The following is a 16,377-nucleotide window of genomic DNA, read 5'->3' as shown; positions in this document are numbered from 1 at the left end:
AACCGTCGCGGGATCTGCGGCTGGAACCGAAGCCGGTTTCACCGGTATCGTCACCAGCGACAGCGGAATTTTCGCGCCCTGAATATCAATCGGGATTTCCACAGAGACCGGCCCGCACGGCGGCGTCTGCGCCTCCTGAATCGCTTTATGCAGAATGGCCATCGCCTGGTTGGCGTTGCTGATGCGGTACGCCCGCTTTGAACTGGCCTTCAGGAAGGTCAGCTGGTCGCGGGTTTCGTGGATAAACCCGGTGTCGGCATCCAGCCAGGCTTTCTCTACCTGTCCGGTTAAATGCAGCAGCGGCGTGCAGGCGTTCATCGCCTCCACCAGCGCGCCCACAGCGTTACCCGCGCCCGCGCCGGTGCTGGTCAGCGCCACGCCGAGACCGGAAAAGCGCCCGTGGGCGTCGGCCATGGTGACGGACCCCGCTTCGCCGCGCGCGGGCACGAAGCGGATATTGCCACGCTGCCCTACCGCGTCCGCGATCGGCAGGTTGTGAATGGAGATGACGCCGTAAATGGCCTCAACCTGATACTGCTCCAGCGTTCTGGCGATGGCGTCGCCGACGGTTATCATTTCGCTCATTGCTCACCCTTTCTCAGTCGCACCAGTGGTTGACGCTGTTACCCGTCGCCAGATAAATGCTCTTTTGCTGCATCCAGGCTTTTAGCCCCTGAATGCCCTTTTCGCGGCCCAGACCGCTCTCTTTGAAGCCCCCGAACGGGGTCGAAATGGCAAAAACTTTGTAGGTGTTGATCCACACGGTGCCCGCTTCCAGCTGTTCGCTTAACCGCAGGGCGCGCCCGGTATCGCGGGTCCAGATCCCCGCAGCCAGGCCATAAACCGAGTCGTTCGCTTCGCGGATAAGCGTGGCTTCATCGCGAAACGGCATCGCCACCAGCACCGGGCCGAAGATCTCCTCCTGACACGCGCGGGCGCTGTTGCTCAGCCCCTCGATAATCGTGGGCTGGAAGAAGCTGCCGTTTGCCAGTGCGGGATCCGCCGGGATCTCCCCGCCGCACAGCACGCGGCCTCCCTCGCGCTTCGCCAGCTCGACATATTCCTGCACGCTCTGGCGATGCTTATCGCCGATCAGCGGCCCCACGTGGACGCCGTCGGTAAACGGGTGCCCGACGCGCAGCCCGCGGGTTAACTCCAGCAGCCGCGCCATCAGCGGCGCGTAAATGCTCTCGTGGATAAACAGCCGCGATCCGGCAATGCACGCCTGCCCCGCCGAGCTGAAAATGCCGTAGCAGATCCCGCGCGCGGCCTGCTCGAGGTCGGCATCTTCCAGCACGATGGTCGGGGATTTTCCGCCCAACTCCAGCGAGGCCGGGATCAGCTTTTCCGCCGCCACGTGCGCCAGATGACGGCCCGTGGTGGTCCCGCCGGTAAAGGAAATTTTTCGCACCTTAGGGTGGCGCGCCAGCGCATCGCCAATCACTGAGCCTTTGCCCGGCAGCACGCTCAGCAGCCCGGCGGGCAGCCCGGCCTGTTCAAAAATCCGCGCCAACTCCAGCGCCATCAGCGGCGTGGCTTCGGCGGGCTTGAGGATCACCGCGTTACCCGCCGCAATGGCCGGCGCGACCTTCTGCATCTCGCTGGCAATCGGCGAATTCCACGGCGTGATGGCGGCCACCACGCCGAGCGGCTCATAGCGGCTCAGCGTCAGCAAATCCGGCTGACGCGGCGTCGGAAGCTCGCCCTCCAGCAGCTCGCAGGCGGCGGCAAAGTAGCGCGCCGTTGCCGCCGCGCTCATCACCAGCCCGCGCGCTTCCGCCAGCGGTTTGCCGTTATCGCGGGTCTGCATCTGCGCCAGTTCATCCACGCGGGACTCGATCAGATCGGCAACCTTATGCAGGATCTTCGCGCGAACGTGCGGCAGGCAGCCGCGCCACGCCGGATCGCGCCAGGCGCGCTCTCCGGCCTCAACCGCCTCCTGCAGATCGTCCAGGCTTGCCGCATTCAGCGCTGCGTTGATCGTCCCGTCAGCCGGGAAGTGGCTCTGCATCGGGTTGCCGCTGCCGTGTCGCCACTGGCCGCCGATAAAAATCTTCAGATCGTCCATCGTCACTCCTCAGCTCAGGGCCAGCTCGCGGCAGGCGCGCACCGCGCTCAGTGCCGCCAGGGTGGAGGTTTTAGGATTAGCAGCCAGCGGCAGGCCGCTCAGCTCCAGATGGAACTCGCCGAACAATCCTTCCACATGCAGCGTGTGGGTGTTGCGCTTCGTTGCAGGGTCGACCATCAGCTGCACGCGGGTCTCATCCATGCCGACGCCGCCGAGCGCCACGGTTGCCGCCACGTTGGCGTTGGCCGGGAACAGGCGTGCGGCCTCGCGGGCGCTGCCCTCGAAGAAGACCTTTGCTTCTGACACGGAATTGAGATCGATAAGCTGCTCGGCGTAGCTGCCGCGCCAGCTGGTCGGGCTTTTGCGCGACTGATAGGTGACGCGCTCAAGCCCGCCCTCTTTCGCCGCCGCCAGCCCGTCAATACCAGCAACCGCGCCGGAGAGCAGCGTCAGCCTGCCGCCCGCCGCGAGCAGGCGCTGCTCCAGCGCGCTGTCCGCCAGCGCACCTGTGGAGATCACCGCCAGATGCCAGCCGCGTCCTAAAATCGCTTCGCCATACTGCGCCACCGCCTGCTGGCTGGCGCACTCCAGCACCAGATCGGGCGCTTGCGCGCAGTCCATCGGTGAGGCCAGCGCCACCACGTCATCGCCAAACTGTGCGCGGATCGCCGCGTGGTGAGACTCGCGCGCCACGATCCAGCCGATAGCGACGCCAACAGGCAGACGCTCAATCACCGCCTGCGCCATGGCGCCAAACCCAATTAACATTACCTTTTTCATGATGCGTCCTTACAGGTGGCGGCAGAAGCCGCCGGAAACGTCCAGCGCGGCGCCAGTGGTAAACGAAGCCAGCGGCGAAGCGAGAAACAGCAGCGCCTGCGCAGGCTCATGCGGCTTGCCGAGGCGCGCCATCGGAATGCCGCGCCTGCGTGCGATATCCGCCGTCCACTCCAGCCAGCTCTGGCTTTTATCCGCCCGGTTTTCAAAGCGGCGCTGCCACTGCCCGGATTCCACCATGCCGAGCAGAATGGAATTGACGCGGATGCCTTTGCCTACCAGCTCTTTCGAAAGCGTGAGCGTCATGTTCAGCAGCGCGGCGCGGGCGGCGGAGGTGGCAATCATGTGCTCCTCGGGCTGCAGCGCCAGCAGGGAGTTGACGCAGGTGATGGAGGCGATGTCGGACCGCTCCAGCAGAGGCTGAAACGCCTGCACCGGGTTGATCACCCCGAACAGCTTCAGCTCGGCCTCGTGCAGCCACGCCTCGCGCGGGGTATCGTGGAAATGCGCCACGTAGCCCTGACCGGCGTTGTTGATCAGCATATCCGCCCCGCCAAAGCGGGCCTGCACCGCCTCCGCGAAGGCCTGCACCTCGTCGGCGTTCAGCACGTCGCAGCGGTAAGCGAAAATCTCCCCGTCCGGGTATTCGTTTTGCAGCGCCGCGTGGGCGCTGGCGAGCCGGTCCGGATCGCGGCCGCAGAAGGCCACTTTTGCCCCCTCACCCAGCAGCAGGCGCAGCGTTTCAAAGCCAATGCCGGACGAGCCGCCGGTGACCACCGCCACGCGGCCGTCAATGTGTGCATTCATCGCGCACCTCTTCGTTAATGCGTAAAAGCTGTTGGTTAAAAAACGCGTCGTTGTCGAGATAGCTGGCATGTCCGGCCTGCGGAATGGCGATAAACGGCATGCCGTAGCGCAGCGCCAGCCCTTGCACCAGCTCGGGCTGCGTGATGGCGTCCTGCTCGCCGCACCAGACTTCAAACGTGCCGGAGTACCGCTTGAGCCACGTATGAATGTCGTCGTGCGCCAGCATCCATGCGGCGGCAAGGTAGCCTTCCGGGCGCAGCGCGCGCATTCCTGACGCGACGGTGGCGATATCGTCCTCACGCGCGCCGGGGCGCAGCAGCTTCGCGGCGCGGGTCTGGGCGAGGATCTCACCGCCCAGCGCCATCTGCTGTTCGCGGCTGCGCCAGACCTGCTCCCGCTGCGCCGGCGCGGCATTGCCGTAGCCCTGCGCCGCGTCGGCCAGCACCAGATGGATGACGCGATCCGGGAACTTCGCCGCAAAGGCGCTGGCGACCAGCGCGCCGAGCGAGTGGCCGACCAGCACCGCCTGCCAGACGCCCGCGCGGTCAAGCATCGCCGCCAGCGCGTCGGCGTAATCCCCCGCGTTCGTCCGCTCCACCGCCAGCATCGGGCTTTCGCCATAGCCGGGCATGTCCCACGCCAGAACGCGAAAGCCGTCCAGCACCATCTGCTTGTGCCAGGAGGCCGCGCCGGAGCTGATACCGTGCAGCAGCATCAGCGGGATGCCGCTTCCCTGTTCACGATAACCCGTCATCATGCCCCCTTAGTTCCGCTTCACTTTTGAGAGCGGATGATCGGCGGGATAGGTCGGGATTTCCGGCTTGTTGGTTCCCAGCATGACGCACATCAGCGCCTCTTCTTCGCCGTGGTTAAACAGCCCGCGATAGATGCCCGGCGGGACGGAGATCAGGTCACGTTCGCGCAGCACGGTTTCGGTGTAGCTGTCGCCGTCCTGGATCATCAGCGTGATCTGCCCTTTAAGCATGAAGAACACCTCTTCCACGTCGTCGTGCAGGTGCAGCGGCCCCTCGCACTTCGACGGCAGCACCATGGTGGAGAAGGTAAAGTGATCCGCCTGCACGGTGTTGGTGTCGTTCGCGACGCCGGTTGCGCCGGTGCCGATGTAGCGCATCTGCGCCCGGCGGTACTTCGGGTCAAAATCGGCCTGGAACTTCAGCGCGTTCCAGTCGTACTTGCGGCCTTCGAAGCGCGCGATGCGCGACTCGACCCACTCTTCCATCGTCAGGTGGTCAGGTTTGATGCCTGATGTGTTGGTTACGGTTGAATCAGTCATGACACTCTCCTCAGTAACGTCTCAGCAGCGGCAGTAACAGGACGCAGCCCACCGCCGCCATCACCGCCAGAAAAATCAGCCCGGAATCCATGCTGTGGGTGAAGGCAATAAGCGCGCCCATCACCGCCGGCGACAGCGCGCCCGCAAAGTTTCCCAGCCCGTTGAAAATGCCGCCCGCCGTGGCGCTCACCCGCGGATGGGTGGCCTTCGCCAGCAGGGCGAAAATGTTGGGTGCACCGGTGCCCCACATGAAGGTGCTGAAGCTCATCGCCGCGATGATGGTCAGCGGGGTGTCAAGGTGCATCACCGCCGCCAGGCCTACCGCCGCCCCCGCCATCGAGATAAAGCAGGCCGCCGCGCGCTTATCGACCCGGTCCGACAGCCACGCGCCAATGACCTCGCCCGCCAGCATGGCGATGAACGGCATCGACGACAGCCAGCCCGCGTGCTCCAGATGAATGCCTTTGCCCTTAATCAGGTAGCCCGGCAGCCAGCCGTTGATACCCCACAGGTAGGTCAGGAAGGCGATGTTAAAGATACAGATGATCCAGAAGTGCGGGCTGACAAACAGCTCGCGGCGCGCGGCGCGGCGCTCATCCTGAGACGCCTGCGAGGTGCCGGGCTTCGTATCCAGACGGATCCCGCGCAGCCCGACGCGCACGAAAATAAGCACCGGCACGGTGAGCATCGCCATCACGAAGAAGGTGCTCTGCCAGCCGAAGGTGTTCAGCAGCCAGAGGGAAAGCGGGAAACCAATCGCCGCGCCCACCGGCGTGCCCAGCAGCCACAGCATGGTGGCGCGCGCCTGCAGATGCTGCGGGAAGTTGTGGCGCACGATGGCGAAGGCCAGCGGGAACAGCGGCCCTTCCGCCACGCCCAGCAGAATGCGCAGAACGATCATCAGCGTGTAGTTATGGGTAAAACCCATCGCCACCATCAGCACGCACCACACCGCCATCATTCCGGTGAGCAGGCGCAGCGGCGCGATTTTGTCGCCTAAGCCGCTTAAAAATACCGACGAAAAGCCGTAGCTCAGCAGAAAGGCGCTCATCAGAATGCCGAGGCGCGTGGTGTCGAAATCGATCCCCATCGCCTGCTGGAAATGGCTGTCGGAAAACAGCGCCGCGATGCTGATTTTGTCGAAAAACGCCAGCAGCACGCAGGCCAGCAGCGACAGCGGGATGGCCCAGCGCACCGCTTTTTCAGGCGTGCGGGCCCCCTCACCGCTTGCCTCAACGGGCGCGGTGTTGGTCTCTAATGTGGTCATGTCTCCCCCTACGGGTGCGGGTTAGCTATCGCAGTGACATCAGTGAAAAGGTCGGGTCGCCGAGCGGCACGTCGGACAGATCCCGCCCCGCCGCCATCCAGCGCTTCGCCAGCTTGACGGTGCGCGCGTCGTTGAACGCCACCAGCTGCGTCAGCCGCCCGCTCTCGTCCAGCGAGAAGTAGAGCGAATCTTCGCGCGCTATCGTTGTGCTCCCCGCCTGCGGAATGCCGAGGATCTGAATGTTGTGCTGGTATTGATCCGACCACAGCCACGGCGCGTCGTCATAGCCCGGCGCATCGGGGTTGAGCATCGCTCTCGCCGTCGCCACCGCCTGGTTCTGGGCAAAGGCCCAGGACTGAATGCACAGGCTGTAGTGATGGTGCTGAGCCACATCGCCCGCGGCAAAGATGAACGGATCCGACGTTCTCCCTTGAGCATCGACGACGATCCCGCGCTCGCTTTTAAGCCCCGCGTCGCGCGCCAACTCCAGGTTGAGATCGACGCCGATCCCGACCACTACCGCGTCAAAGGTTTCGCGCAGGCCGTCGCAGTGAATAACCGGCAGGCCGTTATCGTCCTCCAGCTCCAGCGCGCCGCAGCCGGTGCGGATATCCACGCCCTGCTCGCGATGGAGTGCCTCTAAGCGCTGCGACACCTCGCCGCTCACCGAGCGCATGCAGAGCGCGGGCTGCTGCTCGAACAGGGTGACCGCTACGCCGCTTTTGCGCGCGGACGCGGCAATTTCCAGGCCGATCCAGCCGCCGCCGACAATCGCCAGGGTTTGGCTTTCCGCCAGCCGCCCCTTCAGACGCTGCGCGTCCTGCCAGTGGCGCAGGGTATAGACCTGCGGATGCGCCGCCCACGCCTCCCCCGGCAGACGCGCCCGCCCTCCGGTGGCAATTAAAAGGATGTTGTAACTAAGACGCTCGCCGCTGCTCAAACGCACTGTTTTCGCCTCGCGATCGATCTGCTCCGCACGCAGCGGACGGTACCAGGTCAGGTTCAGCGCCCGCTGCGCTTCGTCGGAAAACAGGCGCGGAAGCGCCGCGTCCGGCTCCAGAAGAGAGGCTTTCGACAGCGGCGGGCGCTCGTAGAAATCCCACTCTTCTTCCGCCACCACGCAAATCTCGCCGTCGAAGCCCTCGTCGCGCAGGGTTTTCGCCGCCCAGCCGCCCGCCTGGCCGCCGCCGATAATGACAATGCGCGACGTCATACCGCCTCCGGTTTTTTCTGCTGGCGGCGCGTGTCGTGGTCGATCCCGCCTTCCACCGCCCATTCGGTAAAGGAGACCAGCGAGTGCTCCAGCTCGCGCGGCTGCCAGTTTTCGGTCAGGTAATCGTCGTTGGTGTAATACTCAAACGCGCCGCCGGTCGGGCTGTTGACGTACCAGAAGTACGCCGACGACACCGGATGGCGGCCCGGACCGATAAAGGTGCTCCAGTCATTTTTATTCATCGCGATACCGCCGCCGATCACCTCGTGGATGTCGCGCACGGTGAAGGCAACGTGGTTCAGCCCGCGCCTGCGGTTCGGCAGCTGCAGCAGGAACAGGTTGTGATGGCCGCCGCGCGCGCCGCAGCGCAGGAATACGGCGCGGTTGATGTAGCGGTCAGAGACCTGGAAGCCGAGCACCTCGCGGTAGAATTTCTCTACCGCCGCCAGCTCCTCCACGAAGAACACCACGTGCCCGACGTTGATGGGCTGGGCGCGATCGTAAACCGGGCTGGGAGTGTCGATGCGGCGAGCGTCGCCCCACTGGTTAATCGGCTCAACGTTCAGTTCCACGTCGGTCTGCTGGCTGACCTGCACGCGCAGCGTCATGCCGTTCGGGTCGAGGCACTCCAGCGCGTCGCCCACCTCACGAAAGCCGGGCTGCTGCGCCAGCTTTGGGCGCAGCGCGTTGAGATCAGCCTGGCTGGCAACCGCCCAGGTCATGCGGCGCAGGGTGTTACCCGCCTCAAACGCCGGCGGCAGGTCGGGGCTGTCGATGGGGTTAAGCTCCACGCGCGCGCCGCTCAGGGTGGTAAAACGCTGGCCGCTGGCATCGCCCGTCAGGCCAAAATCACGCATAAATTTGGCGCAGTGCGTCAGGTCTTCTACGCCAAATTCCAGCTTTTCAATTCCGGTTACACTCATCGTTCGTTGCCTCATCTGGCCCAAGTTGGGCGTAAAACATGCCCGACGCGGTCAAGCGCCTGACGTTAACTCACTGATTTAACTGGCCTGTGACAGATACCCTAAGAAGCCAGAAATTTTATCCGCCGCGAGGCGAACCTCGTTTTGCAGGCGCTCGCGGTCGGTCTGCGGGATCTCTTCCGACGGCACCAGAATGCTGACCACCGCCGCCACACGTCCGCTTCGGTCATATACCGGGTAGACGATGGAGGAGATGCCGTGGCGGAAGAAGGACTCGCCAATCACGTACCCGCGGGCTTTGTCCTGCTGCACCATCTGCCACAGGGCTTCGCGGTCGTGAAGCTGCCCCGGCGTGTTGCCCGGCAGGCGCTCGTGCGGGAACAACAGTTCAAAATCGGCGCGGGACATATCGGTCAGCAGCATGCGGCCAAGCGAGGTGCAGTGCACCGGTAGGCGGGTGCCAATGCTGACCTGATTGATGCGCGACCCGGCGGCGCTGACGCGGGCGATGTAGATAATGTCGCGCCCGTCGCGGATCGCCAGATGGCTGCTGCACTGGCTCACGTCACGCAGTTGCTCGATGACCGGCTGGCCGACCTGCGCCACGTCCAGCGAGGCGATGTACTCAAAGCCCAGACGCAGCACGTTCATGCCCAACGAGAAGGTATTGGTGCGCACGTTGCGCTCCAGAAAACCCATAAACTCCAGCGTCTGCACTACGCGGTAGGCGGTCGCCTTCGGCATATCCACCAGCCGGTGCAGCTCGGCAAAGGTCAGTTCGCGATGCTGCTCGCCAAAGGCCAACAGCAGCTGTAAACCGCGCTCCAGCCCCGGCACCAGATACTTCACTTCCCGATCGTTTGCCATCATCGCCATACCTCAGTTAAAGACAAAACCGCCGTTGACCGGGATCAACTGTCCGGTGATGAACCGCGACAGATCGCTTAACAGCCAGACCACGCTGCCGGTGACATCCTCCGGCTGCTGCGCGCCCGTTAATGCGCGGCCGTTTTCGTAGAGCTCATGCCGTTCGGCAGGCACATATTCCGTCGCCTCGACGCGGGTAAGCCCCGGCGCGATGGCGTTGATGCGGATGCGTTTTTCGCCCAGCTCGCGCGCCATTGAGCGCGTCATGGCAATGACGGCCCCCTTGCTGGCAACGTAGGCCATCAGGCGCGGCGCGCCCCACAGCGCGGTGTCGGACGCCACGTTCACAATGCCCGCCCCTTCGCGAAGCAGCGGCACGGCGGCGCGCGTCACCAGCCAGGTGCCTTTGACGTTCACGCTCATCACGCGGTCCCACAGGTCCGGATCGTAATCGAGCATATTTTTGCCGCCCACGCCCGTCGCCATTGCCGCGTTGTTCACCAGGCCGTCAATCTGCCCCTGCTCGCCAATGGCGCTGAACGCCTGCTCAATGGAATGCGGATCGGCCAGATCGATAACGTGCGATTCGATCGCATAGCCTCGTTCGCGCAGCCCGTGGGCGCTCTCGGCCAGTTCGCCCTTGAGGATGTCGCACATCACCACCGCCGCACCCTGCTCCGCGCAGGCTTTGGCAAAGTGGTAGCCCAGCCCGCGCGCAGCGCCGGTCACAACGATGCGCTTTCCGCTCAGCAGCCCGTTCATCAGGCGGCTCCCTGCTGTTCTTCGCGCAGCGCCAGCTGCTCTTTCGCGGCCTTTTGCATCATGCGGCGCAGGCGGGAGAGGCCGACGTCGTGCTGGTAGAGGTATTCATGGTCGCGGGCGTTCGGGGCCAGGCTTTCCAGCACCACGCGGTCCTGCTCCAGCACTTCCCAGTGCAGTTTTTCCAGACGGTTACGGTACATGAAGCGCCACATGTCGCGCTGCCAGCCCTGCACGCGGCGGATGCGCCAGAAGAAGACGCGGCAGTTGTCGTTATCCTCCGGCACCACCATGCCGACGATAAAGAAGTGGCCGCCCGGTCCGAAGCGCTTCTTATAAGGAATAGAGAGGCGCATCCAGCAGGTGCCGCTGTTGCCCAGCTCTACCCAGTCGAAGTTGACGCCGCTCTGCCCTTTCTTCTCAAAAATGAAGCCGGTTTTGGTCGGCTGGAGCACCATGTCGGCCTTGCGATCCCCTTCCGCCATCGAGTGTGAGGACGAATGCAGATAGGTGCCGTGCATCGGGTCCATCACGTTTTCCAGCGCGTACTGGTAGTTGCACTTCCACGCGGCGGTGCAGAGGAAGTTGCTGAAGCTTTCCGTATCGGCAAGTTCATCCGGGAAGGTCAGCTCGTCCGGCTGCTGGTCAGCGGTGACGCCAAACCACAGGAAGATGGCGCCGTGCGCCTCCTGCACGTTATAGCTGCGCACGCACTGCTGGCCGACCAGCGGACATTTATCCACGGCGGGCACGTCTTTCACCTCGCCGTTGCCCGCCACTTCCACGCCGTGATACCAGCAGGCGATACGGTCGCCGAGGTTCCAGCCCATGGACAGGCGCGCGCCGCGGTGCGGGCAGCGGTCTTCCAGCGCCTGCACCTGGCCGTCTTTGTTACGCCAGACCACAATCTGCTCGCCCAGGCGGGTGATGCCCACAGGAGCAGACTGCACTTCCCAGCTTGCCAGCACCGGATACCAGAGGCCGCGCAGGCCTTTATCGAGATAATTTTGTACCGTCGTCGTCATCGCGTTGTCCTCAGTAACCGTTAACCTGTAAGAATGCCTGGAAGCTGGCGTCGCTCCACGGCTCACCCTGCTGGTCGTGCATGCGCACCGCGTTCAGCCCGTTCACCAGTTCCGGTAGGGTTTCAACGCCCTGTTCGAAGAGATCTTCCAGCGTGGCAATCAGGTTCACCTCCCAGTTTTCCGGCTCGCGGCTGCGGGTTTGCCAGATCAGGTTGGTGTAGTCACCCGGCTTATGGATCGCGCCGTTTCCGCCCTCTGCAGGCGGGGTAAACTGGCGGCTTTCCGGCAGCGCCGGGTTGTAGTTCAGGGTGTCGCTCATGCCACGGTCTCCTCGACGAAGGTAATCTGGATTTGATTTTCAAAGACCCGAACCGGGTAGCGGTTGAGGTTGCGACCGCCGGGGCCGTGCAGGCACTGGCCGGTTTTGACGTCGAACACCGCCTCGTGCAGCGGGCATTCCACTTTGCCGTCTTCCACGAAGCCCTGGCTCAGCAGGGCATAGGCGTGCGGACATACGTCTTCCAGCGCGTAATATTCACCGTCAATCAGATAAACGCCGATCTCTTTACCCTCTACGCTGCCGCTAAAAGGGAAATCTTCCTGTACTTGTTCTGCGTCACATACGCCTATCCAGCTCATCACGATCCTCCAGGCTTTTGTTTCATATATGAAACTCTGTTTCTTATTTAATACGGTCAATATAAAAGCGATGAATGTTTCGTCAAGCGCCAATGTGAAGAATTTGTTAATCAAACAGCAATTAATTAACTAAGTGTGCAAAGGATCACGAAAAAATGCAGCGATATGAAATTTTCATTATTGCGGCGTGATAAATACGATTTATTAATGCCCTCGACATTTCAATAAAAGATATTGACTTCTTTTCTTTTTGTTCCTTAAAAATAAAGCGGCGTCACATCCCTGGTGTTTCACCTGTGAAACTAAATTTTAATTTAGCCTTAATAAACAATGAGTTTCACCAGTGAACCATTTTAGCTCCGTGACAATCACTTTGATAAAAATATAAATAGATGAAAACGTAAGGCGGGCATGATGACGGCAAGATGGCAAGGTACAATTGCACTGTTATTACTGATTATTATTTCCTACGTCGACCGGGTTAATATTTCGGTAATGATTTTAAACCCGGAATTTGCCGAACATTTTCAGCTAAATGAAAACAGAATGTTACAAGGCATGCTCATGACCTGCTTTCTGCTGGGTTATGGTTTTTCGGCTTTATTATTAACGCCAGTTATCGAAAGTAAACTCCATTACCGGCAGGGATTATTAAGCAGCATCGCGATTTGGGCCGCGGTGTGCGCGATTTCACCGCTGCTGGGTTCGCTACTGGGCATGCTTATCGCCCGCGTGATTTTGGGCATTGCCGAAGGACCGCTCTTTTCGCTGAAGACGCGTTTTATCAGCGATAACTTTGGCGCGGAAGAGATTGGCAAACCCAACGCCGTCACCGCGCTGGGCGTCTCGCTCGGGCTGGCCGTGGGCTTTCCGCTGGTCACCTGGCTGATGGCGCATCTGGGCTGGGCCGGGTCATTTTATGCGCTCGCGGTGATGAATCTGGTGCTGGGCGGCGGGCTTATCTGGCGCTTTCTGCCCGCGCCACGCAGCCCGGGGCAGATGAAAAAACCGGGGTTTATGAAGACGTTTACCCTGGCCTGGCAAACGCCGCTGCTGGGCTGGATCCTGCTGGTTGAAATCGCCACGCTGAGCTATCTGTGGGGCAGCAGCGCGTGGCTGCCCGCATGGCTGCGTGACGAGCACCACTTCTCGCTGCACGCCACGGGCATGCTTGCGGCGATCCCCTTCCTGCTGAGCCTGGGCTCTAAGTTTCTGGGCGGCGTGCTGCTCGACAAAATGCGACCGGAAAAGGCGCCGGTGCTGTTTGTGGTAGGCGGAACGCTGACGGCGCTCTCCGTGGTGGCACTGATGCTAAGCCATCAGCCCGCATGGCTGGCGCTGTTTATACTGTCCGCCAATGTGTTCTGGGGACTTCAGGGGGCCGCCATTCCTGCGGTGATCCAACATCACGCCGCGCGGGAGGCCGTGGGCAGTGCGTACGGCATTATCAATGGGATAGGCAATATCTGCGCGGCGTTTATTCCGCTGCTGATGGGGATGGTGATGAAATCGGTGGGGTCGGTCAGTTCTGGCTTTTCGGTGCTGGTCGTCTCGCAGGTGATTACCCTGCTCGCAGGAGGAATGCTGCTGCTGCGCATGCGTCGCGCAGCAGCAGTGAGCGCGTAAGGCTTATTCGCCTTTTTTCGCCGCCTGGATGTAGAGCATTTCCAGCGCCAGAGTCGCCGCCGCCAGCGCGGTGATCTCGGACTGGTCATAGGCCGGTGCGACTTCTACTACGTCCATCCCGACGATGTTCAGATCCTTCAGGCCGCGCACCAGCTTGATCGCGCGGTCTGAGGTCAGGCCGCCGATGACCGGCGTACCGGTGCCAGGTGCAAACGCCGGATCCAGACAGTCGATATCGAAAGTCAGGTACACAGGCATGTCGCCGACGATCTGCTTCACCTGCGCCAGAATGTCGTCCACGCCGCGATCGTTAACCTGGCCCGCGTCCAGCACGGTGAAGCCGTTGTCTTTGTCGAACTCGGTGCGAATACCGATCTGCACGGAGTGGTTCGGGTCGATCAGACCTTCGTTCGGCGCGGTGAAGAACATGGTGCCGTGGTCGAACTCGCAGCCGTTCGCGTAAGTGTCGGTATGCGCATCGAAGTGCACCAGCGCCATTTTACCGAAGTGCTTCGCGTGGGCGCGCAGCAGCGGCAGGGTCACGAAGTGGTCACCGCCAAAGGAGAGCATGCGCTTGCCGGCTGCCAGCAGCTTCTCGGCGTGCGCCTGCAGCTTTTCGCTCATCTCACGCGCGTCGCCGAAGGCGTACACCAGGTCACCGCAGTCCACCACGTTCAGGCGCTCGCGCATGTCGAAGTTCCACGGGAAGCGGTTATGCTCCCAGGCCAGGTTCGTGGAAACCTGACGGATTGCTGCCGGACCGTGACGACCGCCCGCGCGACCGGAGGTAGCCATGTCGAACGGTACGCCGGTGATCACCCAGTCAGCGTCGCTGTCGTACGGCTGGAAGTTCATCGGAAGGCGTAAAAAACCAAACGCGTTAGATACCAGAGAGTTATCGTACTGATGACCTAAAGTGCTCATGTCATGACCTCTTATAAAGTCGATACATTAAAAACAGATGAAAAAAAATCCCCTCCGCGTCGTTAAACCCGACGAGGAAGGGATTGATTCGTAAATCGCTAATTTGGGCGAATTATCGCCGGTAATGCGTATGGGTTCAAGTGAGTATAGGGCATTGTGCGGTCTGTTGCCCTCACCCCGCCCCTCTCCCACGGGGAGAGGGAGTTTACCTACTCATCTTCCAGGTAGGTGTACCCGTACAGACCCGCTTCAAACTCCTCCAGGAACTGCTGCTGCAACGCGTCGTCCAGACCGGTGTTTTTCACCTGGTCGCGGAACTGGGTGAGCAGTTTTTTCGGATCCAGCTGAACGTATTCCAGCATGTCTGCCACGGTGTCCCCTTCATCGGACAGCTCGATTTCCACGTTGCCGTCAGGGAAGACAAACACGTCAACCGCTTCGGTATCACCGAACAGGTTGTGCATGTTGCCGAGGATCTCCTGATACGCGCCGACCATAAAGAAGCCCAGCATCGGCGGGTTCTCCGGGTCGTATTCCGGCATTGGCATCGTCGTTGCGATACCGTCGCCGTCAACGTAGTGGTCGATAGCGCCGTCGGAATCACAGGTGATGTCCAGCAGTACCGCACGACGTTCCGGGGCGTGGTTCAGCCCTTCCAGCGGCAGAACCGGGAACAGCTGGTCAATACCCCAGGCATCCGGCATCGACTGGAACAGCGAGAAGTTGACGTAAATCTTATCCGCCATACGCTCCTGCAACTCGTCGATAATCGGACGGTGCGCGCGGTTGCTCGGGTCGAGTTGTTTCTGCACTTCATGGCACATGTTCAGATAAAGCTGCTCCGCCCAGGCGCGCTCCTGCAGGCTAAAGGTGCCTGAAGAGTAGCCGACGTGAATATCATGCAGGTCCATCTGGCTGTCGTGCAGCCATTCGCGCAGGGAACGGCGCGTGCCCGGCTCGTGCATCTCCTGCCAGGTTTCCCACATGCTTTGCAGGGAACGTGGTGCATCGTCCTGCGGCGGCGTCGCTTCGGTAATTTCGCTACGCTCAACGCCGATGATGTTAGAGACCAGTACCGTATGGTGCGCGGTGACCGCGCGACCGGATTCGGTGATCACCGTCGGGTGCGGCAGGCCGTTCTCTTCACAGGCATCGCCAATCGCCCAGATAATATTGTTGGCGTATTCGTTTAGGCCGTAGTTCACGGAGCAGTCAGACTGCGAGCGGGTACCTTCATAGTCCACGCCCAGGCCGCCGCCCACGTCGAAGCACTGAATGTTCACGCCGAGCTTGTGCAGCTCAACGTAGAAACGCGCCGATTCACGCACGCCGGTGGCGATGTCGCGAATATTGGCCATCTGCGAGCCAAGGTGGAAGTGAAGCAGCTGAATGCTGTCGAGACGACCGCGCTCGCGCAGGATTTCCACCAGCTGCAGCACCTGGTTCGCCGCGAGGCCGAACTTGGATTTTTCACCGCCGGAGGACTGCCATTTACCAGAACCCTGCGACGCCAGACGCGCACGCACGCCAAGGCGTGGGATGACGTTCAGACGCTCGGCCTCTTCCAGCACGATAGCGATTTCAGTCATCTTCTCGATAACCAGATAGACCTTGTGGCCCATCTTCTCGCCAATCAGCGCCAGACGAATGTATTCACGGTCTTTATAGCCGTTACAGACGATCACCGAACGGGTCATGCCCGCGTGCGCCAGAACCGCCATCAGTTCCGCTTTGGAACCGGCTTCCAGACCCAGCGGCTCGCCGGAGTGGATCAGGGATTCAATGACGCGGCGGTGCTGGTTTACCTTGATCGGGTAAACCAGGAAGTAGTCGCCTTTATAGCCGTAGGATTCACGCGCGCGTTTGAACGCCGCGTTGATAGAACGCAGGCGATGTTGCAGGATCTGCGGGAAGCAGAACAGTGCAGGCAACCGCTGGCCCTGTGCTTCGCGGGCTTTCACCAGTTTGGCGAGATCGACGCGCGCTTCAGGGACGTCCGGATCCGGGCAGACGCTGATGTGGCCCAGTTCGTTGACGTCGTAGTAGTTATTGCCCCACCAGGCAATATTGTAAGTGCGCAGCATCTTGCTGGCTTCCTGGGAGCTCATCGCAACCTCCTGCATAGAACGTAGTACACCCTGTTCGCCCGCTGACGAAGGCGAAAAAGAAGACATGTCGTCAGACATAG

Annotated in this window: 17 protein-coding genes; 1 reads left to right on the top strand and 16 read right to left on the bottom strand. The window is 61.5% G+C overall.

Going from position 1 to position 16,377, the window contains the following annotated elements:
- The 14 genes from K5E19_RS14940 to K5E19_RS14875 all read right to left on the bottom strand — a co-directional run.
- The coding region (locus tag K5E19_RS14940) for a thiamine pyrophosphate-binding protein (protein WP_260411812.1) at positions 1–585 on the bottom strand (585 nt) is incomplete at its 3' end.
- A gap of 13 nt (positions 586–598) precedes the next feature.
- Positions 599–2,068, bottom strand: a complete 1,470-nt coding sequence (locus tag K5E19_RS14935; RefSeq protein WP_221551927.1) for an aldehyde dehydrogenase — start codon at positions 2,066–2,068, stop codon at positions 599–601.
- A gap of 9 nt (positions 2,069–2,077) precedes the next feature.
- Entirely contained in the window at positions 2,078–2,848 is a 771-nt protein-coding gene (locus K5E19_RS14930) for an aspartate dehydrogenase (protein WP_221551925.1), read from the bottom strand.
- 9 nt (positions 2,849–2,857) lie between these two features.
- A complete protein-coding gene (locus K5E19_RS14925; protein ID WP_221551923.1) occupies positions 2,858–3,652 on the bottom strand; it encodes an SDR family oxidoreductase in 795 nt (264 codons plus the stop codon).
- Positions 3,636–4,406 (bottom strand): alpha/beta fold hydrolase, encoded by a 771-nt coding sequence (locus K5E19_RS14920; RefSeq protein WP_221551937.1) that lies wholly within the window; start codon positions 4,404–4,406, stop codon positions 3,636–3,638. The genes K5E19_RS14925 and K5E19_RS14920 overlap by 17 nt, the downstream gene beginning before the upstream one ends.
- Before the next feature lie 9 nt (positions 4,407–4,415).
- Entirely contained in the window at positions 4,416–4,946 is a 531-nt protein-coding gene (locus K5E19_RS14915) for a cupin domain-containing protein (RefSeq protein WP_212474521.1), read from the bottom strand.
- A gap of 10 nt (positions 4,947–4,956) precedes the next feature.
- A complete protein-coding gene (locus tag K5E19_RS14910; RefSeq protein WP_221551921.1) occupies positions 4,957–6,213 on the bottom strand; it encodes an MFS transporter in 1,257 nt (418 codons plus the stop codon).
- 25 nt (positions 6,214–6,238) lie between these two features.
- A complete protein-coding gene (locus K5E19_RS14905; protein WP_221551919.1) occupies positions 6,239–7,426 on the bottom strand; it encodes an NAD(P)/FAD-dependent oxidoreductase in 1,188 nt (395 codons plus the stop codon).
- Entirely contained in the window at positions 7,423–8,349 is a 927-nt protein-coding gene (locus K5E19_RS14900; protein ID WP_221551917.1) for a VOC family protein, read from the bottom strand. Before K5E19_RS14900 ends, K5E19_RS14905 begins: the two co-directional genes overlap by 4 nt.
- Before the next feature lie 78 nt (positions 8,350–8,427).
- Positions 8,428–9,216, bottom strand: coding sequence for an IclR family transcriptional regulator (locus K5E19_RS14895; RefSeq protein WP_221551936.1), 789 nt, complete (start codon positions 9,214–9,216; stop codon positions 8,428–8,430).
- 12 nt (positions 9,217–9,228) lie between these two features.
- Complete coding sequence (locus tag K5E19_RS14890) at positions 9,229–9,978, bottom strand: SDR family oxidoreductase (protein WP_221551915.1); 750 nt, start codon at positions 9,976–9,978, stop codon at positions 9,229–9,231.
- Positions 9,978–11,000, bottom strand: coding sequence for an aromatic ring-hydroxylating dioxygenase subunit alpha (locus K5E19_RS14885; protein ID WP_221551912.1), 1,023 nt, complete (start codon positions 10,998–11,000; stop codon positions 9,978–9,980). The genes K5E19_RS14890 and K5E19_RS14885 overlap by 1 nt, the downstream gene beginning before the upstream one ends.
- A gap of 10 nt (positions 11,001–11,010) precedes the next feature.
- Positions 11,011–11,319 (bottom strand): recombinase-like helix-turn-helix domain-containing protein, encoded by a 309-nt coding sequence (locus K5E19_RS14880; RefSeq protein WP_221551911.1) that lies wholly within the window; start codon positions 11,317–11,319, stop codon positions 11,011–11,013.
- On the bottom strand, positions 11,316–11,639 hold the full coding sequence (locus tag K5E19_RS14875; protein WP_061097121.1) for a non-heme iron oxygenase ferredoxin subunit: 324 nt from the start codon (positions 11,637–11,639) through the stop codon (positions 11,316–11,318). Before K5E19_RS14875 ends, K5E19_RS14880 begins: the two co-directional genes overlap by 4 nt.
- A gap of 414 nt (positions 11,640–12,053) precedes the next feature.
- Between K5E19_RS14875 and K5E19_RS14870 the strand changes: the two genes are divergently transcribed.
- Positions 12,054–13,265 (top strand): MFS transporter, encoded by a 1,212-nt coding sequence (locus tag K5E19_RS14870; protein WP_221551935.1) that lies wholly within the window; start codon positions 12,054–12,056, stop codon positions 13,263–13,265.
- Positions 13,266–13,268: 3 nt separating this feature from the next.
- Here K5E19_RS14870 and speB read toward each other — a convergent pair whose 3' ends face one another.
- The gene (speB, locus tag K5E19_RS14865; RefSeq protein ID WP_008499737.1) at positions 13,269–14,189 is read right to left on the bottom strand and encodes an agmatinase; all 921 of its coding nucleotides are present in this window, start codon (positions 14,187–14,189) and stop codon (positions 13,269–13,271) included.
- 209 nt (positions 14,190–14,398) lie between these two features.
- Entirely contained in the window at positions 14,399–16,375 is a 1,977-nt protein-coding gene (gene speA / locus K5E19_RS14860) for a biosynthetic arginine decarboxylase (protein WP_221551909.1), read from the bottom strand.
- Positions 16,376–16,377 lie beyond the last annotated feature (2 nt).

The organism is Enterobacter sp. RIT637 (genome assembly GCF_019718755.1).
Classification (GTDB): Bacteria; Pseudomonadota; Gammaproteobacteria; order Enterobacterales; family Enterobacteriaceae; genus Enterobacter.
This window is presented reverse-complemented; position numbering and strand designations above follow the sequence as displayed.